The organism is Endozoicomonas ascidiicola (assembly GCF_001646945.1).
GTDB lineage: Bacteria > Pseudomonadota > Gammaproteobacteria > Pseudomonadales > Endozoicomonadaceae > Endozoicomonas > Endozoicomonas ascidiicola.
Genome location: NZ_LUTV01000010.1, coordinates 33,343 through 59,770, shown reverse-complemented (window position 1 = coordinate 59,770; position 26,428 = coordinate 33,343). Strand labels below are relative to the sequence as shown.

At 46.5% G+C, this 26,428-nt stretch carries 25 protein-coding genes and 1 tRNA gene; 12 read left to right on the top strand and 14 right to left on the bottom strand.

The annotated features are described in order from the left end of the window. The first annotated feature begins 531 nt into the window (after window positions 1-531). From queE to nadA, 4 genes are all read left to right on the top strand, one after another. A complete protein-coding gene (gene queE, locus AKL11_RS22510; protein WP_067522235.1) occupies window positions 532-1,170 on the top strand; it encodes a 7-carboxy-7-deazaguanine synthase QueE in 639 nt (212 codons plus the stop codon). 16 nt (window positions 1,171-1,186) lie between these two features. After that, window positions 1,187-1,876, top strand: a complete 690-nt coding sequence (gene queC / locus AKL11_RS22505; protein ID WP_067522233.1) for a 7-cyano-7-deazaguanine synthase QueC — start codon at window positions 1,187-1,189, stop codon at window positions 1,874-1,876. 81 nt (window positions 1,877-1,957) lie between these two features. Beyond that, window positions 1,958-2,033: transfer RNA gene (locus AKL11_RS22500), tRNA-Lys, on the top strand. Between the two features lie 194 nt (window positions 2,034-2,227). Next, a complete protein-coding gene (gene nadA, locus AKL11_RS22495) occupies window positions 2,228-3,265 on the top strand; it encodes a quinolinate synthase NadA (protein WP_067522231.1) in 1,038 nt (345 codons plus the stop codon). A gap of 87 nt (window positions 3,266-3,352) precedes the next feature. Here the strand turns inward: nadA and AKL11_RS22490 are convergent, their stop codons facing one another. Both AKL11_RS22490 and AKL11_RS22485 read right to left on the bottom strand, forming a co-directional pair. Further along, on the bottom strand, window positions 3,353-3,694 hold the full coding sequence (locus tag AKL11_RS22490) for a hypothetical protein (protein WP_067522229.1): 342 nt from the start codon (window positions 3,692-3,694) through the stop codon (window positions 3,353-3,355). A 164-nt stretch (window positions 3,695-3,858) separates the two neighbouring features. Next, on the bottom strand, window positions 3,859-5,319 hold the full coding sequence (locus AKL11_RS22485; protein ID WP_095210635.1) for a M48 family metalloprotease: 1,461 nt from the start codon (window positions 5,317-5,319) through the stop codon (window positions 3,859-3,861). Between the two features lie 197 nt (window positions 5,320-5,516). Here AKL11_RS22485 and AKL11_RS22480 point away from each other — a divergent pair, with 197 nt between their 5' ends. Both AKL11_RS22480 and AKL11_RS22475 read left to right on the top strand, forming a co-directional pair. Continuing rightward, window positions 5,517-5,747, top strand: a complete 231-nt coding sequence (locus tag AKL11_RS22480) for a sulfurtransferase TusA family protein (RefSeq protein WP_067522227.1) — start codon at window positions 5,517-5,519, stop codon at window positions 5,745-5,747. A gap of 14 nt (window positions 5,748-5,761) precedes the next feature. Next, complete coding sequence (locus AKL11_RS22475; RefSeq protein ID WP_067522225.1) at window positions 5,762-6,832, top strand: AI-2E family transporter; 1,071 nt, start codon at window positions 5,762-5,764, stop codon at window positions 6,830-6,832. A gap of 36 nt (window positions 6,833-6,868) precedes the next feature. On the opposite strand, the gene AKL11_RS22470 is transcribed toward AKL11_RS22475, so the two are convergent. Beyond that, window positions 6,869-7,396: a peroxiredoxin gene (locus tag AKL11_RS22470; RefSeq protein ID WP_067522222.1), complete on the bottom strand. Its 528-nt coding sequence runs from the start codon at window positions 7,394-7,396 to the stop codon at window positions 6,869-6,871. A gap of 252 nt (window positions 7,397-7,648) precedes the next feature. Here AKL11_RS22470 and dapA point away from each other — a divergent pair, with 252 nt between their 5' ends. Beyond that, a complete protein-coding gene (gene dapA / locus AKL11_RS22465) occupies window positions 7,649-8,524 on the top strand; it encodes a 4-hydroxy-tetrahydrodipicolinate synthase (protein WP_067522379.1) in 876 nt (291 codons plus the stop codon). Between the two features lie 26 nt (window positions 8,525-8,550). Further along, window positions 8,551-9,696, top strand: coding sequence for an NlpB/DapX family lipoprotein (gene bamC / locus AKL11_RS22460; protein WP_157673728.1), 1,146 nt, complete (start codon window positions 8,551-8,553; stop codon window positions 9,694-9,696). Window positions 9,697-9,728: 32 nt separating this feature from the next. Here the strand turns inward: bamC and glpD are convergent, their stop codons facing one another. Then, on the bottom strand, window positions 9,729-11,234 hold the full coding sequence (gene glpD / locus AKL11_RS22455; RefSeq protein ID WP_067522218.1) for a glycerol-3-phosphate dehydrogenase: 1,506 nt from the start codon (window positions 11,232-11,234) through the stop codon (window positions 9,729-9,731). A 287-nt stretch (window positions 11,235-11,521) separates the two neighbouring features. Here glpD and AKL11_RS22450 point away from each other — a divergent pair, with 287 nt between their 5' ends. Together AKL11_RS22450 and AKL11_RS22445 are read left to right on the top strand one after the other, a co-directional pair. After that, window positions 11,522-12,256 carry a copper homeostasis protein CutC gene (locus AKL11_RS22450; RefSeq protein ID WP_067522215.1) on the top strand — a complete coding sequence of 245 codons (735 nt, stop codon included), beginning with the start codon at window positions 11,522-11,524 and terminating at the stop codon, window positions 12,254-12,256. Between the two features lie 321 nt (window positions 12,257-12,577). Continuing rightward, on the top strand, window positions 12,578-13,093 hold the full coding sequence (locus tag AKL11_RS22445; RefSeq protein WP_067522213.1) for a GNAT family N-acetyltransferase: 516 nt from the start codon (window positions 12,578-12,580) through the stop codon (window positions 13,091-13,093). Window positions 13,094-13,188: 95 nt separating this feature from the next. On the opposite strand, the gene sctV is transcribed toward AKL11_RS22445, so the two are convergent. The 3 genes from sctV to AKL11_RS22430 are packed head-to-tail and all read right to left on the bottom strand — an operon-like array spanning window position 13,189 to window position 16,018. Continuing rightward, the gene (sctV, locus tag AKL11_RS22440; RefSeq protein WP_067522211.1) at window positions 13,189-15,270 is read right to left on the bottom strand and encodes a type III secretion system export apparatus subunit SctV; all 2,082 of its coding nucleotides are present in this window, start codon (window positions 15,268-15,270) and stop codon (window positions 13,189-13,191) included. A gap of 46 nt (window positions 15,271-15,316) precedes the next feature. Continuing rightward, window positions 15,317-15,610 (bottom strand): hypothetical protein, encoded by a 294-nt coding sequence (locus AKL11_RS22435; RefSeq protein WP_067522209.1) that lies wholly within the window; start codon window positions 15,608-15,610, stop codon window positions 15,317-15,319. A 12-nt stretch (window positions 15,611-15,622) separates the two neighbouring features. Then, on the bottom strand, window positions 15,623-16,018 hold the full coding sequence (locus tag AKL11_RS22430; protein WP_067522207.1) for a hypothetical protein: 396 nt from the start codon (window positions 16,016-16,018) through the stop codon (window positions 15,623-15,625). Window positions 16,019-16,252: 234 nt separating this feature from the next. Here AKL11_RS22430 and sctC point away from each other — a divergent pair, with 234 nt between their 5' ends. Further along, window positions 16,253-18,376, top strand: a complete 2,124-nt coding sequence (gene sctC, locus AKL11_RS22425; protein WP_067522205.1) for a type III secretion system outer membrane ring subunit SctC — start codon at window positions 16,253-16,255, stop codon at window positions 18,374-18,376. Between the two features lie 83 nt (window positions 18,377-18,459). Beyond that, complete coding sequence (locus AKL11_RS22420) at window positions 18,460-19,368, top strand: gluconeogenesis factor YvcK family protein (RefSeq protein WP_067522203.1); 909 nt, start codon at window positions 18,460-18,462, stop codon at window positions 19,366-19,368. 5 nt (window positions 19,369-19,373) lie between these two features. Here AKL11_RS22420 and AKL11_RS22415 read toward each other — a convergent pair whose 3' ends face one another. From AKL11_RS22415 to AKL11_RS22385, 7 genes are all read right to left on the bottom strand, one after another. Further along, window positions 19,374-20,015, bottom strand: coding sequence for a sugar transferase (locus AKL11_RS22415; protein ID WP_067522201.1), 642 nt, complete (start codon window positions 20,013-20,015; stop codon window positions 19,374-19,376). Window positions 20,016-20,026: 11 nt separating this feature from the next. Continuing rightward, complete coding sequence (locus AKL11_RS22410) at window positions 20,027-21,244, bottom strand: glycosyltransferase family 2 protein (protein WP_067522199.1); 1,218 nt, start codon at window positions 21,242-21,244, stop codon at window positions 20,027-20,029. Further along, a complete protein-coding gene (locus AKL11_RS22405; protein ID WP_067522197.1) occupies window positions 21,241-22,332 on the bottom strand; it encodes a glycosyltransferase in 1,092 nt (363 codons plus the stop codon). Before AKL11_RS22405 ends, AKL11_RS22410 begins: the two co-directional genes overlap by 4 nt. After that, complete coding sequence (locus AKL11_RS22400) at window positions 22,329-23,831, bottom strand: GumC family protein (RefSeq protein WP_067522195.1); 1,503 nt, start codon at window positions 23,829-23,831, stop codon at window positions 22,329-22,331. Before AKL11_RS22400 ends, AKL11_RS22405 begins: the two co-directional genes overlap by 4 nt. Next, window positions 23,821-24,177 carry a hypothetical protein gene (locus AKL11_RS22395; protein ID WP_157673727.1) on the bottom strand — a complete coding sequence of 119 codons (357 nt, stop codon included), beginning with the start codon at window positions 24,175-24,177 and terminating at the stop codon, window positions 23,821-23,823. The genes AKL11_RS22400 and AKL11_RS22395 overlap by 11 nt, the downstream gene beginning before the upstream one ends. 373 nt (window positions 24,178-24,550) lie before the next feature. Beyond that, window positions 24,551-25,675 carry a glycosyltransferase gene (locus AKL11_RS22390; protein WP_067522191.1) on the bottom strand — a complete coding sequence of 375 codons (1,125 nt, stop codon included), beginning with the start codon at window positions 25,673-25,675 and terminating at the stop codon, window positions 24,551-24,553. Continuing rightward, a complete protein-coding gene (locus AKL11_RS22385; RefSeq protein ID WP_067522188.1) occupies window positions 25,668-26,390 on the bottom strand; it encodes an acyltransferase in 723 nt (240 codons plus the stop codon). Before AKL11_RS22385 ends, AKL11_RS22390 begins: the two co-directional genes overlap by 8 nt. Between the last annotated feature and the right edge of the window lie 38 nt (window positions 26,391-26,428).

The following is a 26,428-nucleotide window of genomic DNA, read 5'->3' as shown; positions in this document are numbered from 1 at the left end:
TCTGAATAAAGAGAGTTCAATATAAACGCTCTGATTTGATCGCCACCAAAAAAGAAAACTTCTATAGACCACCCTCACCAGAAATCAATCCGGGCTTGTGCAACAACCGGATAAGATTGCGGCTAAGCGCAATCTATCCTTATTCGTTATGTGCTAAAAGCATCAGCACCATTAACAAGGGTGCTATTGATCATTAAACCGCCTACAATATCGCTGAATAATCACACAATGCTAGGGTCTGTTGACGTTTCGTTGCGTGCTCAGTGACTCAGAAAAATGTCAACCGCGCGAAAGGCTTGTGACGTGCGTAGTCATTCTACGTCGAACAAGCCTGACAAAGTGGATGGCATTTTTCTGAGTCACCCGAAGGGCGGATCATACCCGAGGGCATAAAGGGCGCTCCTATGTCGTTGTTCCAGCGCCTTGAAAGGTAATGAACATTCCTGCGGCACTGCGCCTAGGCGCCCTGATCCGCTGAGCGCGTAACGAAGCGTCAACAGACCCTATAGCATTATTCTGGCTGTAACGTTAATGCTAAGAATTTCAGAAATTTTCTACTCCCTGCAAGGCGAAACCAGAACTTCGGGATTGCCGACGGTGTTTATTCGGCTGACCGGATGTCCATTACGTTGCACATGGTGCGATACCGAATACGCCTTTAAAGGCGGGAGTTTGATGAGCCTTGAGGACATCGTTGCTCAGGTGGATGAGTTTAACCCGGGTTATGTGACGGTAACGGGTGGCGAGCCCTTGGCGCAAAAGGCGTGTCAGCAGTTGATGTCAATGCTTGCGGATAAAGGCTACGAAGTATCTCTGGAAACCAGTGGCGCATTTGCGCTTGATGATGTTGACTCTCGAGTGGTGAAGGTGATGGATCTTAAGCCCCCTGCGTCTGGTGAGTCCCACCGAAACCTGTATGAAAATATCAGCCTGCTGGATAATAAAGACCAGATCAAATTTGTGATTGCTGATCGGGGAGATTATGACTGGTCAGTATCAAAACTGATTGAATTCGGGCTGTCGGAAAGAGTTTCTGATGTCCTGTTCTCCCCAGTGAGTGGCCAGCTTTCCCCGGAACTACTGGCAGGCTGGATTCTGGAAGATCGCCTGTCAGTGCGGTTTCAAATACAGTTGCATCGAATTATCTGGGGTGATAAATCTGGTGTCTGAGATAGAGATATAACAAATGAAAAAAGCGGTAGTTCTATTATCCGGTGGTCTTGATTCCACAACTGTTTTGGCAATGGCGAAAGAGCAGGGCTTTAATTGTTTCACCGTCAGCTTTGATTATGGTCAGCGGCATCGTTCAGAGCTGGAAGCGTCCAGGCGTGTGGCTGACGCGATGGGCGTTATCGAGCATAAGGTTCTGAAGGTTGGGCTAACGGATATCGGCGGCTCCGCGCTCACGGATCAAACAATGAATGTACCGGATTTTGACGATCCCGAAAAAGAAATAAACAGCGTTGTCCCCTCTACTTATGTGCCGGCAAGAAATACGATTTTTCTTTCGATGGCGCTCGGTTGGGCGGAGGTTCTCGGTTCTCGAGATATCTTTATAGGTGCGAACGTTGTTGACTATTCCAACTACCCGGATTGTCGGCCTGAATACTTACAAGCCTTTGAGCAACTGGCTAACCTTGCAACCCGTGTTGGTGTTGAGGGCGATAGTTTTAAAGTCCATGCACCGCTTCTGACCATGACCAAGGGCGAAATTATCGTCGCCGGTGATCAGTTAGGCGTGGGCTATGGTATTACCGTTTCCTGTTATCAGGCGGATGCTCAAGGTGCTGCCTGTGGAATCTGTGACAGTTGTACGTATCGAAAGAGAGGTTTTGCGGAAGCTGGCGTGGATGATCCAACGCTATACCAAGGCTGAGTATGGGCTACGAACAGTGTCGTCATATAGTTAAAAATCGGTACTTGTAATACAAGCTCCTCCACGTATAATTTCCGGCATGGGTCGTTAGCTCAGTTGGTAGAGCAGTTGGCTTTTAACCAATTGGTCGTAGGTTCGAATCCTACACGACCCACCATCTCTGCTTTGTATTTCTTCATATTGTCCTAATTTTTCATTCAAGCTGCTGACTTTTCTACGGTGTGTTAGACTTCGCTTTTGTTTTCAGCCAACAGGCTGTTCAAGTAAGGATTTGCAGGCATTGCCTGTGCCTCTGTAGACAGGTGACAGAGCACTCCAGAGCTGAGTGCTGCTATTCCGGATGCCAGCTTTATGAATGCAGTGATAGATAGGGAGCTCGTTCAGGGCCATTTAAAACAAACGGCGGTGCCGATGGATTCGGCAGTGACGGAAGTTAAAAAAGACAGAATCAAAAGCCTGCTCAAGGAAAAAGACGCAGTACTGGTTGCCCACTATTATACAGATCCTGTCGTTCAGGCGCTGGCCGATGAGACCGGCGGTTTCATTGCGGACTCTCTGGAAATGGCACGCTTCGGTGCACGTCATGATGCCCAGACGCTTGTGGTCGCAGGTGTTCGTTTTATGGGGGAGACTGCCAAAATTCTCAGCCCGGAAAAACAGGTTCTGATGCCGACCCTGGAGGCGGAATGTTCTCTGGATTTGGGTTGCCCTGCTGATGCGTTTTCTGCGTTTTGCGACCAACATCCAGATCGTGAAGTGGTCGTCTATGCCAATACGTCCGCTGCGGTGAAAGCCCGTGCCGATTGGGTAGTGACCTCAAGTTGTGCACTGGATATTGTGGAAAATCTGGATGCTGAAGGAAAATCCATAATCTGGGGGCCAGACAAATACCTCGGTGCTTATATCCAGAAAAATACCGGCGCGGATATGATTCTCTGGGACAGTAGCTGCATTGTCCACGAGGAGTTCAAGGCCAAAGGTATTCTGGATTTAAAACAGGTCTATCCGGACGCTGCTGTTCTGGTGCACCCGGAGTCTCCGCAGTCGGTGGTTGAAGTGGCTGATGTGGTGGGTTCAACCAGCATGCTACTGAAAGCTTCTCAGGAGATGCCAAATAAAACATTTATTGTGGCCACGGATCGTGGGATTTTCTACAAAATGCAGCAGGCCTCACCGGATAAACAGTTTTTAGAAGCGCCAACGGCGGGCAGTGGTGCGACCTGCAAAAGTTGTGCGCACTGCCCTTGGATGGCAATGAATACGCTGGATGCGCTGTTGGAGTGTCTGGAGTCTCCAGGCGAGTTCAATGTGATTGAGGTCAGTGATGAGCTGCGCACTGATGCGCTAAGGCCCCTTCAGCGAATGCTGGATTTTACGGCATCTCAGTAGCTCTTAATCTCAGCAGCTCAAACTCGATGTTCCACTGCAAAATGCCTTCCGTGTTGTTCACGGGAGGCATTTTTGTAGAAATGACTTTTATCCCAGCTGATCAATCATCACTGCGTTGGAATACACCAAGCTGTTGTCCTCAGCGCAATGAGCTACTAGATGGAACTGCCCCCTTTGGCTTTGCTGGCTGAGATAAACTCTCAGCTGGCAATCCGCCAGTGATCCACACTCTCTGGGAAGCTGGAGCTCCATGGTCTCCATATCAATGGCGAACATGACGTCTTCCTTGTCACTGTCCAGTAAGCTCTCTTCAGCCTGCTCCAGGAGAAGATGATAGTGGTCATTAATGCGGAAGTGCAAATTGTTGATGGGCGTTGGACTAAATGCGCCGGGTTTTTTCTTCCAACCTTCAATGGTGAACGTATTCATCCTGAGACCTCCTTCTTCAAGATTTAATTAAGTATAGGCTTGAAGGGCATTGTTTCTGGAGTGAACGGTTATTTTTTATAACTTTAAGCGCTATAAAGATCTATGGTGTTTATTATTAAGAATATAAAGGTAAGGGGCCGCAAAAATACGGCTCACCGATAGGTTTAGGAGTTTTTCAGTTTTTGGCGATAATCGCGGATATTGCTGAGCTTTTGTTGTAGTTTGGATTTCAGAGCAAAGTTATCTTCTGCCATTTTCATCGCGTATTGCAGATGCTTGATGGCATCATCCATATTGCCATTCAGAAAGAAATATTCGGCTCGGGATTGATGCAGGCCAATAATGTCCTCTGCTAATCCCTGAACTTCTGCCAGTTCGAACCAAATATCCGGGTCTTCTGGCCTTGAACGGCTCAAGTTAAGCAGGGTATTCCTGGCTTCTGTGTAATTTTGCTGCTTGAGAAATACTTCTGCTTTGGCGGCTTGTAAAGGGTAACTGCCCGGGTTAATACTCAGTAACTGATTGATACGTTCCAGAGCCTGCGTGCCTTTACCGGTTTCAGATTCCAACTGCACCTTCAATAGAACCATATGTGGGTTATCAGGGTAATGCTGGAGTAGCCAGTTGGTCTGTTGTTCTGCTGTATTAAAGTCCCGGGCTTTCAACGAAGCAAGGGCAAGCCCGTAGCGGCTTGCTACTGGCGCATTGTCTGCTGCAACCGTGACTTCTTTGCTGAGCTGGCGAGCCATTTCATGGATGTTATTGCTACTGATGTAAGCTGCCCGCATTCTCATCAATTGATAGTTCAGTGAGCCAGCGTTTGTTACCGTTTTCCGAGCAGACATCTGATCGGCTCTCGCCCGGGAGTCGGAAATCCGGTTTTCTGTTACCGGGTGCGTTAACAGAAATTCTGGAGGACGGCTGCCATAGCGACTGGCTTTGTTCATCTGTTCGAAAATGGCCGGCATTGCCTGTGGATCAAACCCTGCGTTGGCCAGCGTAGAAATACCGAGGTTGTCCGCTTCTCTTTCAAATTGGCGGCTGAAGCGCAATTGTGCACTTTGCATACCGGCTACTGTTGATGTCAGCGCTGCCGCACCGGCATCACCACCTGCGGTGGCCATAATCAGAATAGAACCTAAGAGTGCCGCCGCGGTGGGAATGCTCTGATTACGAGCTTCTTCCACATTACGGGCATAATGTCTCTGGCTGAGGTGGGCTAATTCGTGAGCGAGCACCGCGGCAAATTGAGGCTCTGTTTCAGCGTGCAGAAACAAACCGGTATTCACACCAACAATACCGCCGGGGGCGGCAAAGGCATTCAGTACCGTACTGTCAATAACCAGTGGAATCAGTCGGTGATCAGAGAGCTGGCTGGCGGCAGAAAGACGGTGGGTCAGGCTTTCCAGGTAATGCTTTAACTCCGGATCAGCGACCATGGGTGTTTGATTGCGTAATATTTTCAGCCATGAGCGTCCGAGCTCATATTCTTCCTGCTGAGAAATAATGCCGGAAGTGGTATCCCCCAGGGCAGGCAGGTTCAGTGGATTGGCGTGAGCCAGCCACGGAACCAGATTTAGCGTTGTAGTCAGCATCAGGGCTGACAGTAAGCCCGCTTGCTTCATAGAATATCCATACTCCTGTGATCTGCGGTACACTCTATCATGAACGATTATGCAAACGTCATTAAAAACCTGTAAAAGCCTATAGCCGTGTATCTTACTTTTTTGTCATTTTATCCTCTAAAGTTCTTACACACTTTTGACGCTTCTTAATAGAAAGCTGGTAAGAAGCAGGTAAATAGTTTAGAGAAAATCGCAGTATGCAAAATGTGGATCAGGAGCTCGACCTGAAAGGATTGAATTGCCCTTTGCCCCTGTTGAAAGCCAAGCAGGCGTTGAACAGCATGAAGCCTGGTGAGGTACTCAAGGTCTATGCAACGGACCCCGGCTCGGTTCGGGACTTTGCCAGTTTTGCCAATATCAGTGGTCATGAGTTACTGGCCAGCGAGGAAAAAGACGGTGTATTCATTCACACCGTGATGCATAAATAAAAAGGGACTCATTCATGCTGAAAGTTTTGAAAGGCTGGCTGCACCGGTACTTATCCGATCAGGAAGCGGTGGTTCTGCTGATTCTATTGATCATCGGGTTTACCGTTATCCTCACGATGGGAAGGATGCTGGCGCCAGCTTTGGCAGCGCTGGTTCTGGCCTACCTGATGCAAGGGCTGGTCAGTTGGCTTGAGCGGCAAAAGTTATCTCATACGTTGTCGGTCAATGTCGTGTTTTCCGGTTTTTTTACCGCATTCCTTTTAGTTATTTTTGTCGTGATGCCTTTGATCTGGGAGCAGGTAACGCATCTGCTTAACTCATTGCCCAATATGGTTCGTGAAGGGTTGCAGCTGCTGAAAAGCTTGCCAGAGGTGTACCCGGGATTTGTATCCGAACATCAGGTGGCTCTGGTGGTTACGACCATCAATCAGCATCTGGCCGATATTGGGCAATGGGCGTTTTCTTTTTCTATTTCAAAGCTGCCGGGCATTCTGGCACTGCTGGTGTATGTTATTCTGATCCCGATTCTTGTGTTCTTTTTTCTAAAAGATAAGGATGAGTTACTGCACTGGATGGCGGGGATTTTACCAAGACGCCGTCGTTTGATTGATCAGGTGGCGGATGAAATGAATGGGCAGATTGCTAACTATATCCGCGGAAAAGCCGTGGAGATCATGATTGTTGGTGGCGTCAGTTATGCTTTTTTTGCCATTTTGGGGCTAAGTTATTCGGCATTGCTGGCGGTTTTGGTAGGCTTCTCTGTGGTGGTTCCTTATATCGGTGCAACGGTAGTAACGTTGCCCGTTGCTGTGATCGGCTTTTTCCAGTGGGGAGCGACTGATCAGTTTGTCATTCTGATGATTGGTTATGGCATTATCCAAGCGCTGGATGGCAATGTGCTGGTGCCGCTTCTATTTTCTGAGGCAGTGAATCTTCACCCGGTGGCGATTATTGTTGCGGTATTGGTATTTGGTGGTTTTTGGGGATTCTGGGGCGTCTTTTTTGCGATACCACTGGCAACGTTACTGAAAGCCGTAATGAATGCCTGGCCGACCGTGGAAGAGATGGATGCTGGAGCGGGATAACGATACCCCGCTCAACAGAAAGTTCAGGCGTCTTGATTACTCATCTTCATTCTTACTTTCAGAGCTGCTTTCAGCCACCTCGGCTTCTATTGCCTGGGTGTCTACCATCTGGGCGGCCTGCAACACATCTTCTACATGACCTTTGATGCGAACTTTGCGCCATTCGTGTTGCAAGGTGCCGTTGCTGTCGATCAGGAACGTACTCCGCTCGATCCCCATGTACTCTTTGCCGTACAACTTCTTGAGTTTGATCACGTCAAACAGTTTACACAGTTCTTCGTCCGGGTCGGAGATCAACTCAAAGGGGAAATCATGCTTTGCACGAAAGTTCTCATGGGCTTTCATGCCATCTTTGGATACACCAAAAATCAGGGTGTCAGAAGCCTGAAATTGCTCGTAAAGATCTCTGAATGCCTGACCTTCACTGGTGCAGCCTGGAGTGTTGTCTTTCGGATAGAAGAAAAGCACCACTTTTTGGTCTTTCAAGTCAGAGAGTTTTACCGTGGTATTACTGGTCGCCTCGGCGGTAAAGTCCGGAACAGGGTGGCCAAGGGTTACACTCATACTTTTTTATCCTTAGTCGTGTGAGGCTGTTGCGTCAGGTCAGTGCTTGCTCTGACCTTTTGTCTCAGCTGCTCTCATTATGTAATTCAGAAGAACAGTCTAAACCATCAATCAGAAAAAGGCAGGTTTGCAATAAAAATTAAGCAAACGAAAACTTTTACTACGTGAGCCTTGCGAAGTCTGGTTTTAACCTTGTGAATGCGTGAGGGCATGAGTAACATTACCGGAGATTATGCCTTTAGGAGTGAACTGATGATTACCGGGAGCCTGGTGGCGATTGTCACGCCCATGCACAGCAATGGCGAACTGGACTGGGAAAGTATGAGCGCGCTGGTTGAACATCATATCGACCAGGGAACCGATGGCATCGTGGTGGTAGGCACCACTGGTGAGTCGGCTACTTTGACAGTACAGGAACATTGTGAAGCGATCAAACGCATGGTAGCTCAGGTGAATGGACGTATTCCGGTGATTGCCGGAACCGGTGCCAATTCAACTCTTGAAGCTGTTCATTTAACCGCAGAAGCGAAGGCGCTGGGTGTGGACGCCTGTCTGCTGGTCACACCCTATTATAATAAGCCCACTCAGGAAGGCTTATATCTGCACTATAAAACCGTCGCAGAGTCAGTCGCCATACCGCAGATTCTTTATAACGTGCCCGGTAGAACCGCTGTGGATATGCTGCCGGAAACCATTGGCAGGCTCAGCAAGCTGGATAATATTGTTGGCGTGAAAGAAGCGACGGGTATTGTTGAACGTGGCACGCAGATTCGTGAGCTTTGCGGTGATGACTTTGCTATTTATTCCGGTGACGATGCCACAGGTATGGAGCTGATGCTTCAGGGCGCCAATGGTGTGATTTCTGTGGTAAACAACGTGGCGCCTAAAATCATGCATGATTTGTGTGTTGCGGCTATTGCCGGTGACCGTTCAACGGCGGAACAGCTCAATGCAAAAATTGATGCCCTGAGCAAAAACCTATTCCTGGAGGCCAACCCGATTCCTGTGAAATGGGCGCTGCAGGAAATGGGCATGATTCAGCCTGGCATTCGCTTACCGTTAACGCCGCTTTCCGAAAGCCATCATTCGGCAGTGAAAAGTGCGCTACAACAGGCAGGTTTAATTTGATGGTTTCAGCCTTAAGGAATAGTAAATTGTTAAAGGATACTCGTTCAGGCCTGTGGCTCCTGGCGGGGGTTGTTACCCTGACAGGTTGTGCCAATCCATTTGGGCAGGAAGGTTATTTGCGTGATCGCTCCGGTGATTACACAGAAGCTCGCGTGACAGAGCCGGTTAAATTGCCAGAAGGCGGCGACAGTGTGCTGCTTGGGGATATTCTGGTGATTCCTGATATCAGCCAGCCCCATGAAGATCTGGGCAAAGAATTTGACGTCCCCAGACCTTCCCAACGCCTGATGCTGAAAGAAGGCGAGAATTACAGTCTGGAGCGCAGTGGCACTCAGGAATGGCTGGCTGTGGACAAAGCACCTGCAGAAGTATGGCCTGGTGTTGTGGGTTATGTGAACAGCCTTGGAGTCAATGTTGTTATTAAGAATCCTGTGAAAGGCACCGTTGAAACCGGTTGGACGGACTTTAATAATGCCGAGAACCAAGGCGTATTGTACCGAACTCTGGGTAAACTCTTTGGCGCTGATCACGCTGGCTCAATGGAAGACCGTTTTCGCTTTGAACTAAAGTCCGGTATTAAGCCTGATTCTTCTGAAGTGTATGTTTATCATCAGGGGCGTCCGCTGTCGGAGAAAGACAAGGAAAATGTACCATCCCAATGGGATAATCAAGACGAGCGCAGCCAAAAGCTGGATAACGAGGTGCTTGCAGAGCTCTTAATTTATCTTGCGAAAGCTGAAGTGAATTCTTCTGTGTCTCTTCAGGCGCAAAGCATTGATCTGAGCTCTCAGGCGGAAATCACTCAGGATGGCAATGGCAACCCGGTTCTGACTATTCGTGGCGTATCCTTTGCCCGGGTTTGGGACTCTGTTGGTAGCGCTCTTGATAAAGCGGGATTGAGTGTACTGGATCGTAACCGTTCGGCTGGCCTTTTTTATCTTTCTGAAGACTTGACGACTAAAAAGCAGTTGGAAGAAGAGAAAGGTTTCTGGTCTACCCTGTTCGGCAGTGATGAAGAGGAAAGCGAAAACCAGGCAGATGAGAACCGTCTAACGCTTCGGGTTAGCAATTATGCGGAAGTGGTACAACTCTCAGTCGAGAAAAATGTAAACACGTCAGCGCCAGAAGATATCACTCTGAAGTTGTTAAATTTGGTTTGGGATAATTTCTGATAAAAAGCAGGCGTCAGCCTGCTTTTGCGTAATCAGCTATTTAAAGTGTTGAGCAGCTGTTCAAGGCTTCTTATCTCATTTTTAGAAAACCGTAATCCCAACTTGCTCCGCCGCCAGAGAATGTCCTCGGCGGTTCGAGCCCACTCACTGTTAAACAGATAGCCCACTTCTTTTTCGTAAAGGTCTGAACCAATCAGTTCGCCTAAATCTTTAATAGATTCTGCGTTGCCTAAGATTTTGTAGCAAAGCGTGCCGTAATTTGTCACAAGACGCTGGTTGAGTGAATCCGGCAACCATGGATATTCAGTCGTTAGTTTCTGGCTCAGTAATTCTTTGCTGTCGAAATTCCCGCCGGGCAGAGGTGCATCTGCTGTCCAGGATTGGCTAATGGTTTTTCCTTCCTCGTTAAAGAAAGGACTGAGCTTATTGACCGCGGCTTCCGCAAGCTTTCTATAGGTGGTGATTTTACCGCCGTAGATGGATAGCAGAGGAGGTTGGTTATTTGAATGGTCGAGCTCCAGAGTGTAATCCCGGGTGATGGCCTGAGGGTTGTCCGCATCGTCATCTAATAATGGGCGAACTCCGGAATAACTGGTGATAATGTCAGCCTTATCAATCTTCTGCTTGAAGTATTTGTTGACGACAGCGATCAGGTATTGTTTTTCATCATCTGAAATCGAGATATGGTCAAGGCTGGTTTTATGTTCCACATCCGTGGTGCCGATCAATGAAAAATCTTGTTCAAAGGGGATAACAAACACGATTCGTCCATCGGTATTCTGAAGGATATAAGCCTGAGGTTGGTCGTGAATCCTAGGAACGATAATATGGCTGCCACGAATCTGGCGGATATTATTTGGAGCGGCTTCATGGAGAGCTTTATCAAACACATGATTAACCCAGGGACCTGCCGCATTGACCAATGCCCGGCTGGATATTGTCGTGACTTCTTTGCTGGTTTGGTCCTGAAGTGTCACCTGCCATAAATCACCCTGCCGCTTGGCTTCAATACAGCGAGTTCTGGGCAAAATGGTTGCACCACGGTTGTGGGCGTCCATGGCGTTCAAAACCACTAATCGTGCATCTTCTACCCAGGCGTCGGAGTATTCAAAGCCCTTGGTGATGTTGTTGACCAAAGGACTATTGGTGTTGAATGAAATGCTCTTTGACGCAGGCAGCGTTACCCGTTTAGACAAGTGGTCGTATAAAAACAGGCCCACTCTCAGCATCCATGCAGGGCGGAGATGCCGTTCGTGAGGCAGGCAAAATCTGAGGGGCTTAATAATGTGGGGCGCTTTTCTAAGTAATACTTCCCGTTCCGCCAATGATTCATGCACAAGACGAAATTCATATTGTTCAAGATACCGTAACCCGCCGTGAATAAGCTTGCTGCTTGAGGAGGATGTTGCTGAAGCAAGATCACCCTGTTCACATAAGATCGTCTTCAGCCCTCTGCCAGCCGCATCTGCGGCTATGCCTGCACCATTGATACCTCCACCAATAATGAGCAAGTCATAGGGTTGTGAGTGAGGGGTCATGAAACAGCTCCCGTGTTTTAGACGCCAGATGTTGTCTGGTTGGTTTATTGTAATCGAACTTTTATACTAACATCGTTTTCGTTTACGAACATATATATTCCTTTTCGAATAACTATATGGCATTAGATATCAATCTCGCCATAAACGGTATCGGCGCAAGTTAGGTTTTAATGGTCAGGTGCTTATACATTTGGGCTGTGCTGATGTGTCGGATAGCGATAAGATTCACTGAAACGCGTTAAATTGCAGCTTTGAAGCTGTTCTGTTTATTCAAGAATGGATATTCAATGATACCCGTAGAAATTTGCGTCCACAGTCAAAGTGAGTCAGTTGTCCTGGAATCTGTCTCTGCTGCATGGCAGGGTGGTGCAAGCCGTATCGAGCTGTGTTCGGATATGGCTAATGATGGTCTAACGCCACCGGTGAGTCATATTGAAGTAGCTCGCAGGGCATTTGTCGATCGAGCAGGGCTGATGGTTATGATTCGTCCCACGCCGGGAGGCTTCTTTTATGATGCCGAGACCGTTCGGCTTATGGAAAAACAGATTTCAGATGCCGGTAATGCTGGGGCTGATGGTGTGGTCATCGGTGTTCTTGACCCTGATACTGGGAAAATTGATAAGGAACATTGTCGCCGATTAGTGGGTAAAGCCAAAGACAGAGGCATGCAGATCACATTTCACCGCGCTTTTGATGCCATTACTGATTGGCAAAACGGTCTTGATGATTTGATAGAGCTGGGCATTGATCGTGTATTAACAGCGGGCATCCCCTGGGGGAAGGCAGGGACGGCTTATGACGGCCTTAATTGCCTGGAACACATGCTTCGTCACGCCCATGGTGAAATAGAGCTGGTTGTTGGTGGTGGCGTGAATCTACAGAATGCGCCGGAGATATCCAGAGCGCTGATTAGAATCAATGCGCACTTCTCTTTGCACACCTACAGTGCCGTACTGGAGAGCGATGTGGTTAGTCAACAAAAGGTCTCATTACTTCGTAAGACATTAACCTCGCTGGTCTGAACCAATCAAATAAAAGTACTGGTACGATTATTCTTCAACAGTACTTTTATGCCTCTTAATTGGATTTCAAGGACAGAAAGACAGTAAGTTATATAGATAAAAGGAAAAACACAGAATGCGTATTATACTGGCATTCATATTCATGGATTTAGCTTTTGAGACTATTCAAAGCAATACATAAGGATTCGATAATACTTACTTTCAGCTTTACTGGTTACATTCAGGCAATAATCATTGTGTGCTTGTTATTCGATTTAAACGAATAAAGCCTTTATTTCTATTGCCGATGTCCTACCTGATAGCTGATATCAGGAAAAAAATATGCATATTGATTTGGGTAACGGTTACTGTCTCAGAAGATTTCTTTATGGAGACGCCATTGCTCTCGCTAATCATGGTAACAACCCCAAGATTTCTCAATATTTAAGGGACACCTTTCCGAATCCCTATACCATTGAACATGCCAGAGCCTGGGTTCAGCATGTGAAAGAGCATGAAACCAAAACCCGGTTTGCCATTGATTATAATGGTGAGGCCATTGGTGAAATTGGGTTTGTGGTTCAGCTGGATGTTCATCGTTTCGGCGCGGAGATTGGTTTTTGGGTATCCGAAGATCATTGGGGAAAAGGCATAATGACCAAAGCACTTTCCTATGTTACCAATTATGCGTTTGATGAAATGGGGCTGGTTCGTATTTATGCAGACGTTCAGGCCAGAAATCCAGGTTCAAGAAAAGTATTGGAAAAGTGTGGTTTTGAACTGGAAGGTGTTATGAAAAAGCATGTTTACAAAGATGATCAGTTTATTGATCAGCTGGTGTTTGCCCTGGTTCGTTAATTCTAGTTCGTTAATTCTGGTTTCTTAATAAAAGCGAATAAATAAAGCCGCAGGGGAATATCCCGGCGGCTTTATTTTTATGCTCAATAAATCGATTACAGTGAAATACGACCCAGGGGTTGAACCGTAATTTCTTCAGTCAATTCCTGATGGGAAAGAACCGCTAAGTCATAAATCTCAAGTTCAAGTAGCTTTCGAACATAGCGGCGAATATCCATCGATGTGATCAGCACAGGCTTGTGTTCCAAATGACCTATTTTGCCCACGGAATTTTTCACATTCTCTACAAACTGGGCAGAGGTCGATGGGTCAAGGGCAAGATAGCTACCTGCAGAGGTCTGACGAATACCGGAACGAATGGTGTCTTCCACATCCTGATCCAGTAGATACACTGGCAGCATGTTCTTGCCATTGGAGTATTTGTAGCTGATATAACGCTTCAGTGATGAGCGAACATATTCGGTGAGCTGCACCACTTCTTTTTCTTTATGCCCCCATACCACCAGTGATTGAAGTATCGAGCGAAGATTCCGGATTGAAATATCTTCAGACACCAGTCGCTGGAAGATCTCAGTGATTTTATTAACAGGCAAGAGGCGCTGTACTTCTTTGATCAACTCGCCGAAGCTGCTTTCCATTTTCTCAAGCAGGTAGCGCGCTTCCTGAATGCCCACAAAGTCTTCCGCGTATTTCTTCAAAACATGAGCCAGGTGGTAGGTCATGATTTTTGGGGAATCCATAAAGTTCACATTGTTGCGTTCCAGCTTGTCGCGCTGGCTCTCGGAAACCCATAGAGAATCCAGACTGGGAAGGAAGGTTTCGCCAACTTCATAGGGGATTTTCAGCATGTCTAAATGATCATCGGTTTCCCGAATGAATAAATACCCTGGTTTGAAATGACCTGCGGCCACCGGTACTTCCTGTAAAAGAATGGTGTAAGTGTTTTCTTCCATTGAATCATTAAAGCGAAGATGGATGCCCGGGAAAGGTACACCCAAATCCATATAAAGGGATTTACGGACCTTGAGCAGCTCTTCGTTCAGCGACGTGGTGTTCAGATTGTTCTGAATAGACGTTGGTACATCAATGATCAGTGGTAATGTCTGGGTAAATTCTTCTTGCTGATCCAGCCTGGATTTTGCTTCTCCCGGCTTTTCTGTGGCTGCAGCCATTGCTGGTATGCCGCCATCTTCTTCAGAAGTTCTTTTCTTTTCAGCTTTCTTAAACAGATAAAAGCCACCGCCCCCGATAAGGGCTGCAAGAATTAAAAAGGTCAGCGTTGGAAAACCGGGGACAATACCGAATCCCAGTAACAGTGTTCCACCAACCATCAGCGCTTTTGGTTTATCAGTCAGTTGAGCGCCGATTTCGTTACCCAGATCTTTTGCTTCCTCGTTGGAAACACGGGTAACGATGATGCCCGCAGTAATGGAGATCAAAAGAGCGGGGATCTGGGAAATCAGACCATCACCAATGGTGAGGATGGCGTAAAGTTGCAGTGCTTCGCCACTGGACATACCGTTACTGGTGCCAATCGCAACACCAGCGGTGATGTTAACGAAGATGATGATTAAGCCGGCAATGGCATCACCTTTAACAAACTTCATGGCTCCATCCATGGAACCAAACAGCTGACTTTCTTTGGTAACAAGCTCTCTTCGTTTCTGAGCTTCCTCCATCTCGATGGCGCCAGCCCGTAAGTCAGCATCAATACTCATCTGCTTACCAGGCATGCCGTCCAGAGAGAAACGGGCACTCACTTCTGCAACCCGCTCGGAGCCTTTGGTGATAACCAAAAACTGAACAATGGTGATAATCAAAAAGAGAACCACACCAACGACCAGGTCGCCACCCGCCACAAAGCTACCAAACGTATAAACAATTTCACCAGCATCTGCTTGCAGCAGAATCAGACGTGTGGTGGTGATGGATAATGACAGTCGAAACAGTGTGGTAATAAGAAGCACGCCGGGAAATGATGAAAATTCCAGAGGTGACTTCAAATAGATAGACGTCATCAAAAGTATGGTTGCAATGCCCATGTTCAGGGCAATCAGAAAATCCACCAGAAAGGTGGGCATGGGAAGGATAATGAGTGCGATGACCGATACCAGCAAGGCTGCCAGTACCAAATCGTTACGTCCCCCTAAGTTCAGCCCGGGTAACAGTTGTGCCATGTTAGGTATGCCATCACTGTGGAAGAGCTGACAAAGGTATTGAAAATCAGTTGCTTACTGCTGACTTTCGCTTCTTGAGCAGGGCTCTTCCTTTAATCCAATTGATTGCCCTTACATCACTGCCGGGCGGCGTATATCGCAGAAAATTATCGGCGGCACGAAGTGAATCTTCAGGTTGATCTGCTTGCAAATAGGCGTAGCTGAGCATGCGGTACACATCTGGATCTTCCGGGGTCATGGACTCGAGTGCCTCCAGCAGGGCAATCGACTTTTTCGGTTGCATGTACTCGATGTAATAAGATGCCTGACACAGCATCCAGGTCTGCAGGGGCTTTTCCATGGTTTGGTTCCTCTAGCTGGCAATCAGTACATTGCGGCACATCATCAGGTATTCGCTGTCTTCTTTTGCTTGTTCTATGACATCAAGAGCGCCCTGAATAGCCTTGGCTTTTTTCTTATTCTGTTTTTCTTTGTTCAGATAATCAGCCAAAGATTTGATTGCCTGCCTAGTAAGCCGGTAATGTTCTTCAGGGGAGGCATGAACAATAGCTGCAGGAATATTGGTTGCAAATTTTAATTCCTGTTGGGCAAGACTTTTGTTCATATCCAGAGCCTTCCAAGTATGGTCGACTACTTTTTTGCCGGAAGGTTTCAGAGAAGATTTTGATTTTGGAAAGTCCGTTTCATTTGTTGAGTTCTGGACCCTTGAAATACCCGTAATACCATTACCAAACGTCACTGGAGTCATAGCTCTGCCTCATCATCTTAAAAGCATTAGTTAGCATCGGATAGATAATTGAAAGTTCAAGCGGTTAGGTTAACGTTTATTACTTTTTTGACGAAATACTGGTTAATTGAGTTTATTTTCCGATAGACTGAATAGATTGTATATTTATTGACACATAACGGAATTTCAAAGCATCTATTCATTAAGGGCTGTTGAATAAGCTGAAACAGACATGAGCATGGAGGCACGCGTCTGATGGGCTTTACAGGAAGGACCCTGGCACCACTTACTTTTTTGTTGGCGATCACAATCCCGACCCTGGCCAATTGGTCTTCTGAAGAACCTCAAACTCGAAAGCATGTGGTTCGACCCAATGAAACTCTTGAGTTAATTGCGGGCAGTTACGGTTTTGAAGTGAATGAACTGGCGGACTATAACCAGCTGGATTTAACTCAGATATTAAGGCCTGGACAGGTTATTTATTTTCCCTCGGAAATTGCTTTACAGAACCCGGATCCCATTCCTTACGATCAGGTCAAACCATTAGATGCAGAAAAGTACCCGAATGCTGTGGGTGAAAGCCAGCCTATTCAGGTGACAACAACGGCCAGGTTAGGAGTGCCTACTCGATTTTCAGGTAAAGAAATGGATGTATCGATCTCTAACTCTGAGTCAGAGAACCCATTTCAGTCTGACTTGGATTACAACTTTACGCAGAGGGGAAACTCGAAGGATAGCGTAGGAAATAATTCACAGAGTGGAGCTACCCAGAAAAATGGAAAAATTGGATTTTCTGTAGAAACCGCCAAAACAGTAAGGAAAGAACCACAAGAAGATGAAATTGGCGATGATGAATCTCCAGCACTGTCGGCCTTCGGCCTTCGTCCATATGCTTATTTCGGCAATGGGGACAGTCTGAGGGATGTGCTCCGAAATTTCGCGGGCAGTTACTATATGCCGATTGTAATTACGGATGAAGTTCAGGGGCAGGTAAACGGTAAGATTGGCCCAATGACGCCCGTGGACTTTTTGGACCATCTCTCCAATGTCTTTGGTTTTATCTGGTATTTCGATGGACACAGTCTATTTGTTTATGACGGTAGTGCTGCTATCCAGAAAATCATCAGTTTGAATTACATGGGTATTGATCAATTCAAACGGACGTTGAAAAAAATCGGTATCTGGGATGGTCGTTTTTTCTGGAAAGAGCAAAAGGGAGAAGGCTTGGTGTTTATTTCTGGCCCTCCTCGTTATATTGAACTGGTGTCCGAAACGGCGACATTGCTGGATGATAAAGAAGGTGATCGCCAGAAAAGTAAGCTGACAGTGAAAACCTTTCCCCTTAAATACGCCTGGGCCACGGATAAGTCGTTCACCTTCCGAGGTCAGGAGTTGACCGTTCCCGGCGTTGCTACCCTGTTGCAAAATATTATTCACGGTGGTGGTGTAGCTCAGGTTGAGAAGAAAGCCGTGGGCTCACCAACACTGCCACCGGCTGCCAGTGTCAGCAGAGCCGGAGAAGAAATGATGCCGGCAGCAGTGAAAGGTGCTGGCATGCAACTCAATGCTGGAGCAGTTGCGGAAGACATTTATATCAATGCTGACCCCAGATTGAATGCGGTGATTGTTCACGACCTTGAAGCAAAAATGCCGATGTATGAAGAACTCATCGCTTCTCTTGATAAGCCGTCTTCGCAGATTGAGATCAGTGTGTCGATTATTGATATTAATACTCAGGATGTCAGAGCCCTGGGCGTTCAATGGAATAATACGGGCAGTGGCAGCGATACAAATGTTTCATTTGACGCATTTCCTGGTGATATCGAGAGCCCAAGCTATACAACGATTCTTTCCAGAGGTTTAGGGTCGTTTAATGCGACACTGAAATTGCTGGCTGACGAGGGTAAGGCCAAGGTTATCTCCAGGCCTTCCATTCTGACTCTGGATAACCTGGAAGCGATTCTGGACAGCAGCAGTACCTTCTATGTGAAAGTGGAAAGTAATGAGGATTCCGAACTCTTCCCGGTTACCTCAGGGACGGTTGTTCAGGTCACCCCTCGGATCGTCAATGAAGATGATGGGCGTCGTATTCACATGAGTGTGAATATTCAGGATGGTGCCCAGACATCACAGGAAGTGTCCAGCCTGCCAACCACAACGAATAGCTCAATCAATACTCAAGCGATCATCAGTGAACAGGAAAGTTTGCTGGTGGGCGGGTTCTATAAAGAGAGTGATCAGAAACTCTCTTCAAAAGTACCATTACTGGGTGATATTCCTATCCTTGGTCATCTGTTCCGATCCCAGAGCACGACAAAAAATAAGCAGGTTCGCTTGTTTCTTATCACTCCCAGAATCATTGGTATTACCCAGACTTAAGCTCAACCTGATAAGTCAGACGATGGCTGTGTAGCACATCATCTGACTTATCATCGCTTTTCTTCATCGTTCCGGAATTAAACATGCAATCAATCAGCGCCCTCTATCAACTGCAACGGGTGGTGGCCATTGGTGGCGGCCATGGTCTTGGAAGAGTCATGGTCTCTCTCGGTTTTCTTGAAGAGCGTTTAACAGGCATTGTGGCAACAACGGATGATGGTGGTTCGACTGGTCGACTCAGGGATGCCAGCGGCTGTATTGCCTGGGGGGATTTAAGAAATTGCCTGAACCAGATGTGCGCAGAAGGCCCTGCTTTGTCCCGTATTCTTTTTGAGTATCGTTTTAAAGGTTGCGGTGAGCTGGATGGTCATGTCCTGGGTAACCTGATTCTTCTGGCTATGGATCAAATGTGTGTCCGCCCAATGGATGCAGTCAATTTAATTCGGCAAATGCTGGATGTGTCTTCTGAGCTTATTCCAATGTCAGAAGAGCCAGCAAGACTGGGTGCGGTTTCAAACGAAAAGGAGATAGTGGGAGAATGTACGATCGATGGATTAAGTGATACTCCCCAGAAATTATTGTTGTTACCAGAGATCAAGGCGACTTCGGAAGCGATAGAGAGAGTGCGTGATGCCGAGATGATTATTCTGGGGCCAGGTAGTTTTATGACCAGCGTTTTACCTGCCCTGCTTATTCCGGAATTTGCTCAAGCGATCAATCAGAGTCAAGCACTGAAAGTGTTTGTGGCAAATATCAATCAGGAGGCATCTTCAGTGGGTAGAATGTCAGTTAACGAAACGCTGGACTGGATGTTTCAAATGACGGCGGTGTATCCAGATGTTGTTCTATGGCCTCAGGAGCATCAAGCACCTGAAGGTTTGCGCTGTGATACCTTGGTGGCACCGCTATCGGATGGTTTTAAGCAAGGGGTTCATAATATCGAAGCCCTCAGGTTAAGCCTTGATCAACTGGCGATGTCCATTATCAGGTGATCAGGCTATTGCCCTTTACCGGTAATCATCACCAGCATGGTTTTGAACATTACGTAAAAGTCCATCTTCAGCCACAGCCATGGATTACTGAGTGCAAGCGCGTAGGCATGATCGTAGGCAACTTTGGCTTTGACATCATCCAGCGTTTCGTCATAACCGGTATTAATTTGCGCAAGTCCTGTGATGCCTGGCAGCACATCAAATGTGCGCTCGGAGTAGAACGGAATTTCATGGTCAAGATTATTGCATATGCCGGGGCGCTCAGGACGCGGCCCGACGATCGACATATCACCCGCTAGTACATTCCATAATTGTGGCAGTTCATCCAAGCGTGTTTTTCTTAAAAACTGGCCGACCCGGGTAATTCTTGGATCATCTCTGGGCGACCATACTGGGCCCGTTTCACATTCCGCATTGTCTCTCATGGTTCTGAATTTGTGCATCATGAACAAACAGACACAGTCGTCTTGTTGGTAGCCAATTCGAATCTGGTGATATAAAACAGGCCCGCGGCTATCGAGACGAATAGCCAGAGCAATTAATGGATAGAGTGGAAGTGCAAAGATTAACCCAATCGCTGCGATGGAAATATCTGAGAATCTTTTTCCCACCGCTGACATGGGATGAACGTAGCGCTTTTGATGCATAAGTACACTCCTTAAGTACGAGGTTCTTCAAGACGGGGTGAACTTTTTATTTTTCGCCATCGTTTATGGGGCGAATGAAATGCGTAACTGAAAACCCCGAGGGTCATGGCAATATGGCCGGCCACAATATAAAACAGCGTTTTCGCAATTTTGCTATCCGGTTGAGAGTCTATCAGTAAGTAATATAAAGTACTTGTGGTCAGGGCTAGCAGGATAAAAATAACTGACAAGAAAAACAGGTATTCTGTCGCTAATAGAATTGAGGATATAAAGCTACAAATTAGTAACAGTGGGATGAAGGGTCTGAGGAATTTTCCAGAGAAAAAATTGAAGGCGAATCGTCTATGTCTGGGCAATAAAAGATCCATGTTCCGAATGGACTGCTGTAAATTTCCCGCCGCAATTCGAATGCGACGTTGAAAATTCATCTGGTCTGAGGAGGATTCCAGTTCAATGGTAATCAGTCTTGGGTCGTAAAGGCACTTGAATCCTTGACGAATAATGCTGAGCGGCAAAATGACATCATCGTTGATAGTGTCATGGGGAATAGTCTGAAAAAGTTCACTCTTAAAGGCATAAAATGCACCGTGCAGGCCAATGGTTGAACCCAGCATACTCTCTTGTATTTTAATTCTACGTTGATAGTTCCAGTAGGCTTGCTCACCTGAAGTTTGTGCAGGAACAAATTGGTAGTTACCACAGATAGCGCCAATACGTTTATCTTGTTGGAAGTACGCAGCAATAATCAGAAGACAGTTGATAGATGTGATTGCCGAGGCATCTGATAAGACGACAATGTCTGAATTCTGTGAAGATGCAAACTGATTGATGATAGCGATTTTGCCAATATTTTCTTCCAGAGCGTGAATGTCAATATTCAGATGTTTACACTCAGGAAGTGATGCTGCATTAAGTGCTGCCCTGTAGGTATCGTCCTCTGAGCCATCGGATATCACGGATATTTTAAATCGATCTTCTGGGTAATCGATAATGGCCAGGTTGAGAATTCTATCCTTGATATAACGCTCTTCATTGTAGGCGGGGATAATGATGTGTATGGAAGGTAAGGCTTCATCTTTGAGCGAGGGAATGTAATTGCGATGGAAGTATTTTGGCAATGAATAACGGGTGATATTAATAAAAGACAGTAATACTGGATAGATAATATAGTGGTAACTAATAATGGCTACGGACAGCACGAAAATAGAAACCAGTATCTGATTTGTCATGATGCCTCCAGATAAAGACGGCGATATTCATTGATCATTCTGGTCAGACCAAAGGTGCTTTCAATAAAGGCTCTTGCTGATGCTGCTGTACCGACAGGGGTGGAAAGCTGTGTATGTTTTCTGAGCACCTGAACTAAGCCTTCATAATGATCAATAGCGATAATTGAACCACTCTCTTTATCGACTCCTTCTCGACAGGCGCCAGCATCTGTGACGACTACAGCTTTTTGGCAGGCTTGAGCTTCCAGCAGAGAAAAGGGAAGCCCTTCATTTCGTGAAGTCAGGCAAAAAACATCAATGGCATTATAAAATACGGGCATGTTGTCGAGGTTGCCTAAAAAGTGAACTCTCTTTTCAAGGCCTAAGAGGTTGGTGAGATTATGCAGCGCTTCTTTTCGTTCGCCATTTCCAGCCAGTGCAACATGCACTGAATCAGGGAGTTCTGTTAACGCGTTGAGTAATAGATCATGGGATTTGACTGCCGTTAGGCGTGCAGCGCAGCCAATGATGGTGGCGCTTTCTGGTAGGCATAGTTGTTCTCTGGCTGTGGTTTGGCTATCTGGAGAAAAGAGCTTGGTATCAACCCCATTAAAAATTACAGCAGGTTTTCTGTAAGCGGTAAGCTTCTCCACTTTAGAAGCGATCAGCTTTGAAACAGCGACGACGTTTGGCTGCAGAAGATGGTAACAACTGCTTACCAACAGCCTGTTTATTTTATGGTTCAAGTGCCATGCATCATGTTCTGTATGGATATGTCGGCACTGGCTCAGCTTTGCTGCGATGCCACCATAAATCAGAGGCCCCGTGTGGTGTGTGTGCACAATATCCACCTGCAATTCTTTCAAGAGCGTTTTCAATTGCAGAATGGTTTTCAGGCTAAGGCCACTGGATTTATCCAGAAAGTGAATATTCTGAAGAGTGGCTAATTTATCCCAGGCGTTAATGGATACTGATTGGCTACCCTGCAAGCTGATGATGTGGACAGTGTCGTCATCTTGAGCATGGTGTTGAAGCTGAATCGCCATGGTTTCAATGCCGCCGGGAGCAAGGTGCTGAACGATCTGTGCAATGACTAAAGGTTTGCTCATGAAGCTGCCTCTCCATCATTGAATCCATCTTTTCCAGCATCGTAGATCAGAGCGGGGGCTTCTGGCACAGCCGGAATTCTGGCAAGTACCGGAATGCCGGATATGCGCTCAATGGTATCTTGCAAACGTAACGTGGTATCAGAAATTTCTGCAATGGCGGCTAAGCCGGTGCCAATGCCAAGCCCAGCAAATAAGCCAGCAACAACAAACAGCGCGGTGGGCAGTTGGTTCGGGCTGCTTGGGTTGAACGGCTCATCAATAATTTTAACTCTTTCTGTTTCTTCATAGACGCTAAGGTCGGCAGTGACTTGTGCCATCACATAGCGATTGAGAAAATCATCGTAAAGTTTTTGCTTGATAGTGAAATCTCGCTCGAGTTCGATCAGCGACCGTTCGATAGTGGCAAATTCTTGTACTTTTTCCTGAAGGTGAGTGGCTTGGTTTTTGATGTTTTTAACCTCATTCTTCAGACTCGTCACCTTTGCCTTGGCTTCCTGAACGGCTTGTAACTGTGACGCAAGAATCGTGGTCTGCCCCTGCTGACTCTCTCCAGCGACGGTGGGGGTGGACGCTGCAAGATTCCAGAGTCGCTGGATATCTTCTGTTTTCAATTTACTGCTTTCGGAAATCATTCTTTGGCGTTCTGATTTCAACCGATCCAGCTCCCGAACGGTTGCCTGAACTTTACTGTGCTTCTCAGTGTACCGGGAGCGCAACATGCTCAGCTGGGTTCGGATATTGATAATCCGTTCCTCCAGTTTGCCGATGACCGGGTTGGTTTGTGCGAGGTTGCCATTAAACTCCGTCATAGCGGCCTGTGCCCCGGCCAGTTCGGTTTCTTTTTCCATCAATAACTGACGTAACTCCGCAAGACGGGTGACGTTTGCTTTATGAAGTTCCGGAAGCTCCAGAGCGTATTCCGCTTTGTAGGAAGACAGCTTTAACTCTGATTTGGAGAGTTCCTGATGGCGCAGTTCCACCTGTTCCTTCAAAAACTCAGTTGAAGCCGATTGCCAGGATTTTTGCGGTGCCTGAACCAGATGCAGAAAGTGGTTTGTCACTTTGGTGAGCAGTTCTTTAATGTCAGTTTTGCGTTTGCTTCGGTAGTAGATTTTGATCAGTTCGCCACCAAATACTACAGAGAGAGAACGGGAAAGTTCGTCGATGGCTTCATCAACGTCTTCACGGGAAGACGTTTCATCAATAAAGCCGGCCGCATTGGCAACGCCTTTCAATACTTTGCGGCTTTTTAACAGTAATTTCAGGGCTAACTGTCGCTCTTCCAGATTGGTTGAAACGGAAAAGTCTTCCAGAATCGGATTCAGTGCTGTGGTGTCCTGCAGCAGAATAGTGGTATGGGCTTCGTAGTATTTTGGCGCAATGAAACTGACGAAAACGCCAACCATCGGCATGATCAGTACCGGAATGAAAATAGTGTATCGCCGACGCCAGCCAGCATTGAGCAGTCTAAACAGGTTTTTCAGGATTTCATTGGACATGGGGTGCTCCTGAAACAGGGATACCCGTCACGTGAATGCCGGCAGTATCAATTGTCATGCTTGGCTGATATACCAACTCAATATGAGGCGTATAACTGTGTAAGATCGTTTTAAGGCTTTGCAATCGGGTGGATGAATCTTTCAATGTTTTAAACGGTTCTTTTGCTGAAGAGGGGGCAACGGAAATAACAACACTTAATCTCATGCTGGTTGGTAACGAACTGAGGAAAAAATGGATCAGCTGAGCATTTTGCTCGCTGGCTGTTAATTCGTCAGGTTGGAATGTTAGGGATAAACGACGTTTATAGACATTTTCCGCAGTGGGTAATCCTGCGGCAGCCTGCATTTGATGGATAACACCGTTGGGCTTTTTCAGCGTTGTTTTTGCTTGCTCTCTTCTCATCAATTCCTGGAAATCAGGCGATGTCTGGCAACCGGTTACCATTAAGGTACATACCAAGGTGAGTTGTCTGAATCCATTCATTCTGGCCACTTGATTTCCTGAATGATTAGTCACTTGAAAACATTGAAGTCTGTGTGAACATCCAGAACAGACGATTTTCTGTCTATGACGACAGAGAACCTGCTGAGATAAATAAAGGTGACTGTTTTAATGGCACTCTTTTTTTAATGCCATCCTTTATTGATACATTCTTGATAAAGCGCTTGATGAAACTTTCAACAAAACAGTTATTTATCATGCATTATTGTAAGTGTAGTCACTGTTTTTCTATTAGGTCTTCCAGCTGGTCAGCTCTGTGTTGCCAAGTTTTATCTGCAACTAGTTGGCGTCGGAATGCCGCCTTGTTCTGTTGTAAATAGGCTCGGGTAATGACGTTGGAAAAATCCTCTCCCGGTGATTGGATCGCAATGGCGTGTTGGTATTCTTCAGCAGCGGGAAATCGGGTGGCAGCTACCGGTGTTCCAGAAGCCAGATATTCTTTCAGCTTCAGCGGGTTACAAGCTTCAATTTGCGGATTCCTTTGAAAGGGCAGAAGCGCAACATCCCAATGTTGGACATACGCAGGAAGTTCGTGGTGAGGCTTAAAACCCAGGAAATGCACATTTGGGAGGTCTTTCAGCAGTGTAATATCCACTTTGACATGACCAATCAGAACGAATTGCCACTGAGGCATGGTTTTGGCAGTAGCTGATAATAATTCGGTATCAATCCAGGAAGAGATGGTTCCATAGAAACCAGCCACATACCCCGAGTTTGGCGTATCTTTGGGTGCATCAGTGGGTGTGGAAAATAATTGATAATCGACGCCATGAGGTAGGGCTACGGTTTTATGGGCAGGGAATTTTTTTGCAATATTCTGACTGGCTGTCACAATTAGGTCGGCTTTGTGCGCCAGTTCTTGTTCCAATAGAGAGACCGGTTGGTGATCCACGTGCTCCAAGGCTTCAAAATCATCACCGCAGTAATAAATGATTTTCTTTTCCCCAAAGCAGCCAACTAAATCAGCAGCGGTGGGCAGTGATATCAAAAGGGTGATCTGGCTAAAGTCCTGTTGCTTAATTACTTTGTTAATCTGTTGTGATAACAAGTATTGATTCAGTTTTCGTACAACTCTGAATTGGTGGAATGGCAGGGCAAGAGGTTCAATGATGTAAGGGTTCTTTGCGTCATTGTGACATTTAGGTCTTTGACGGTTATAGCGGAACATTGACCACGCTTTAAGGAATAATCGTTTAGTATCCCTGAAGGTGAGTTTTGGTGCTCGAAGGCCAATGGAGTTAACCCAGATAACTCGATGCTTGGGCATTAAATGTCGAATAAGATGCTGCGTGCTGGAGGGAAAGGCGCCCCAGTCTTCCCCAAAAACAACAAAGTCAGTCATGGGAAGCCTCTGATCCTACCGGTAGTTTTTTAATGATTTTGGCCGGTATGCCACCTGCCAGAACACCCGGAGGAAGGTCTTTAGTGACTACACTGCCGGTGGCGACAATGGTTCCCGCGCCAATGGTGACACCGCCCATGACCGAGACCCCGGCACCCAGCCAGACATTATCTTCTAGAATAATATCGCCGACTTGGTCAGGTGTGTCCTGCATACCGTTAGCTCTATCTACCGGATCAACTGGGTGACCGGGGTAACCAACAAGGCGGACTTTCACGGCAAGGCGGACATTGTTGCCAATGACAATACGATTGCCGACAAGAATTTCGTTTTGCCAATTGATACTTACATTGTTTCCAATGATCAGTGTTGTAGGGGATGGTGAGCTTCTGCCACAGAAGGTTGTATGACCAGAAACTCGACAATGATCGCCCATGGAGATTTGAAAGTTGCCTAGCAATAGAGGCATTCCTGAAAAAAGGTAAAGGTATTTTGGGTCATTGATGAGTTGAGATTTGAACAGAGGTGTCCAGTAAAAAGTACGCAGCAGATAACCCGTCAGCCCGATGACTGACTTGTGCAGCCAATAGAGCCCCCCGTGTAATGGCTTGATGGTTGGAAAGGTGAAATATCGAATGAACAAACCGCTGGAAGTGATTAACTTTGCTAAAGGCAAGTTGCTATTTTTTATTCGTACTTTAAGGCTGCTAATCATAGGGGTGCTTCCTTTGTAACCCGGTTTTAATTCCATCA

Coding starts and splice junctions, on each gene's coding strand:
- glpD (WP_067522218.1), bottom strand. CDS start 11,234: ATGACCCCTCACTCACAACCCTATGACTTGCTCATTATTGGTGGAGGT.
- AKL11_RS22415 (WP_067522201.1), bottom strand. CDS start 20,015: ATGCATCAAAAGCGCTACGTTCATCCCATGTCAGCGGTGGGAAAAAGA.
- AKL11_RS22405 (WP_067522197.1), bottom strand. CDS start 22,332: ATGAGCAAACCTTTAGTCATTGCACAGATCGTTCAGCACCTTGCTCCC.
- AKL11_RS22445 (WP_067522213.1), top strand. CDS start 12,578: ATGCATATTGATTTGGGTAACGGTTACTGTCTCAGAAGATTTCTTTAT.
- AKL11_RS22480 (WP_067522227.1), top strand. CDS start 5,517: ATGCAAAATGTGGATCAGGAGCTCGACCTGAAAGGATTGAATTGCCCT.
- AKL11_RS22430 (WP_067522207.1), bottom strand. CDS start 16,018: ATGACTCCAGTGACGTTTGGTAATGGTATTACGGGTATTTCAAGGGTC.
- AKL11_RS22395 (WP_157673727.1), bottom strand. CDS start 24,177: ATGCAGGCTGCCGCAGGATTACCCACTGCGGAAAATGTCTATAAACGT.
- AKL11_RS22385 (WP_067522188.1), bottom strand. CDS start 26,390: ATGATTAGCAGCCTTAAAGTACGAATAAAAAATAGCAACTTGCCTTTA.
- AKL11_RS22410 (WP_067522199.1), bottom strand. CDS start 21,244: ATGACAAATCAGATACTGGTTTCTATTTTCGTGCTGTCCGTAGCCATT.
- AKL11_RS22435 (WP_067522209.1), bottom strand. CDS start 15,610: ATGGAAAAGCCCCTGCAGACCTGGATGCTGTGTCAGGCATCTTATTAC.
- queC (WP_067522233.1), top strand. CDS start 1,187: ATGAAAAAAGCGGTAGTTCTATTATCCGGTGGTCTTGATTCCACAACT.
- sctC (WP_067522205.1), top strand. CDS start 16,253: ATGGGCTTTACAGGAAGGACCCTGGCACCACTTACTTTTTTGTTGGCG.
- AKL11_RS22485 (WP_095210635.1), bottom strand. CDS start 5,319: ATGAAGCAAGCGGGCTTACTGTCAGCCCTGATGCTGACTACAACGCTA.
- AKL11_RS22400 (WP_067522195.1), bottom strand. CDS start 23,831: ATGTCCAATGAAATCCTGAAAAACCTGTTTAGACTGCTCAATGCTGGC.
- nadA (WP_067522231.1), top strand. CDS start 2,228: ATGAATGCAGTGATAGATAGGGAGCTCGTTCAGGGCCATTTAAAACAA.
- AKL11_RS22490 (WP_067522229.1), bottom strand. CDS start 3,694: ATGAATACGTTCACCATTGAAGGTTGGAAGAAAAAACCCGGCGCATTT.
- dapA (WP_067522379.1), top strand. CDS start 7,649: ATGATTACCGGGAGCCTGGTGGCGATTGTCACGCCCATGCACAGCAAT.
- AKL11_RS22470 (WP_067522222.1), bottom strand. CDS start 7,396: ATGAGTGTAACCCTTGGCCACCCTGTTCCGGACTTTACCGCCGAGGCG.
- sctV (WP_067522211.1), bottom strand. CDS start 15,270: ATGGCACAACTGTTACCCGGGCTGAACTTAGGGGGACGTAACGATTTG.
- AKL11_RS22390 (WP_067522191.1), bottom strand. CDS start 25,675: ATGACTGACTTTGTTGTTTTTGGGGAAGACTGGGGCGCCTTTCCCTCC.
- AKL11_RS22450 (WP_067522215.1), top strand. CDS start 11,522: ATGATACCCGTAGAAATTTGCGTCCACAGTCAAAGTGAGTCAGTTGTC.
- AKL11_RS22475 (WP_067522225.1), top strand. CDS start 5,762: ATGCTGAAAGTTTTGAAAGGCTGGCTGCACCGGTACTTATCCGATCAG.
- AKL11_RS22420 (WP_067522203.1), top strand. CDS start 18,460: ATGCAATCAATCAGCGCCCTCTATCAACTGCAACGGGTGGTGGCCATT.
- queE (WP_067522235.1), top strand. CDS start 532: ATGCTAAGAATTTCAGAAATTTTCTACTCCCTGCAAGGCGAAACCAGA.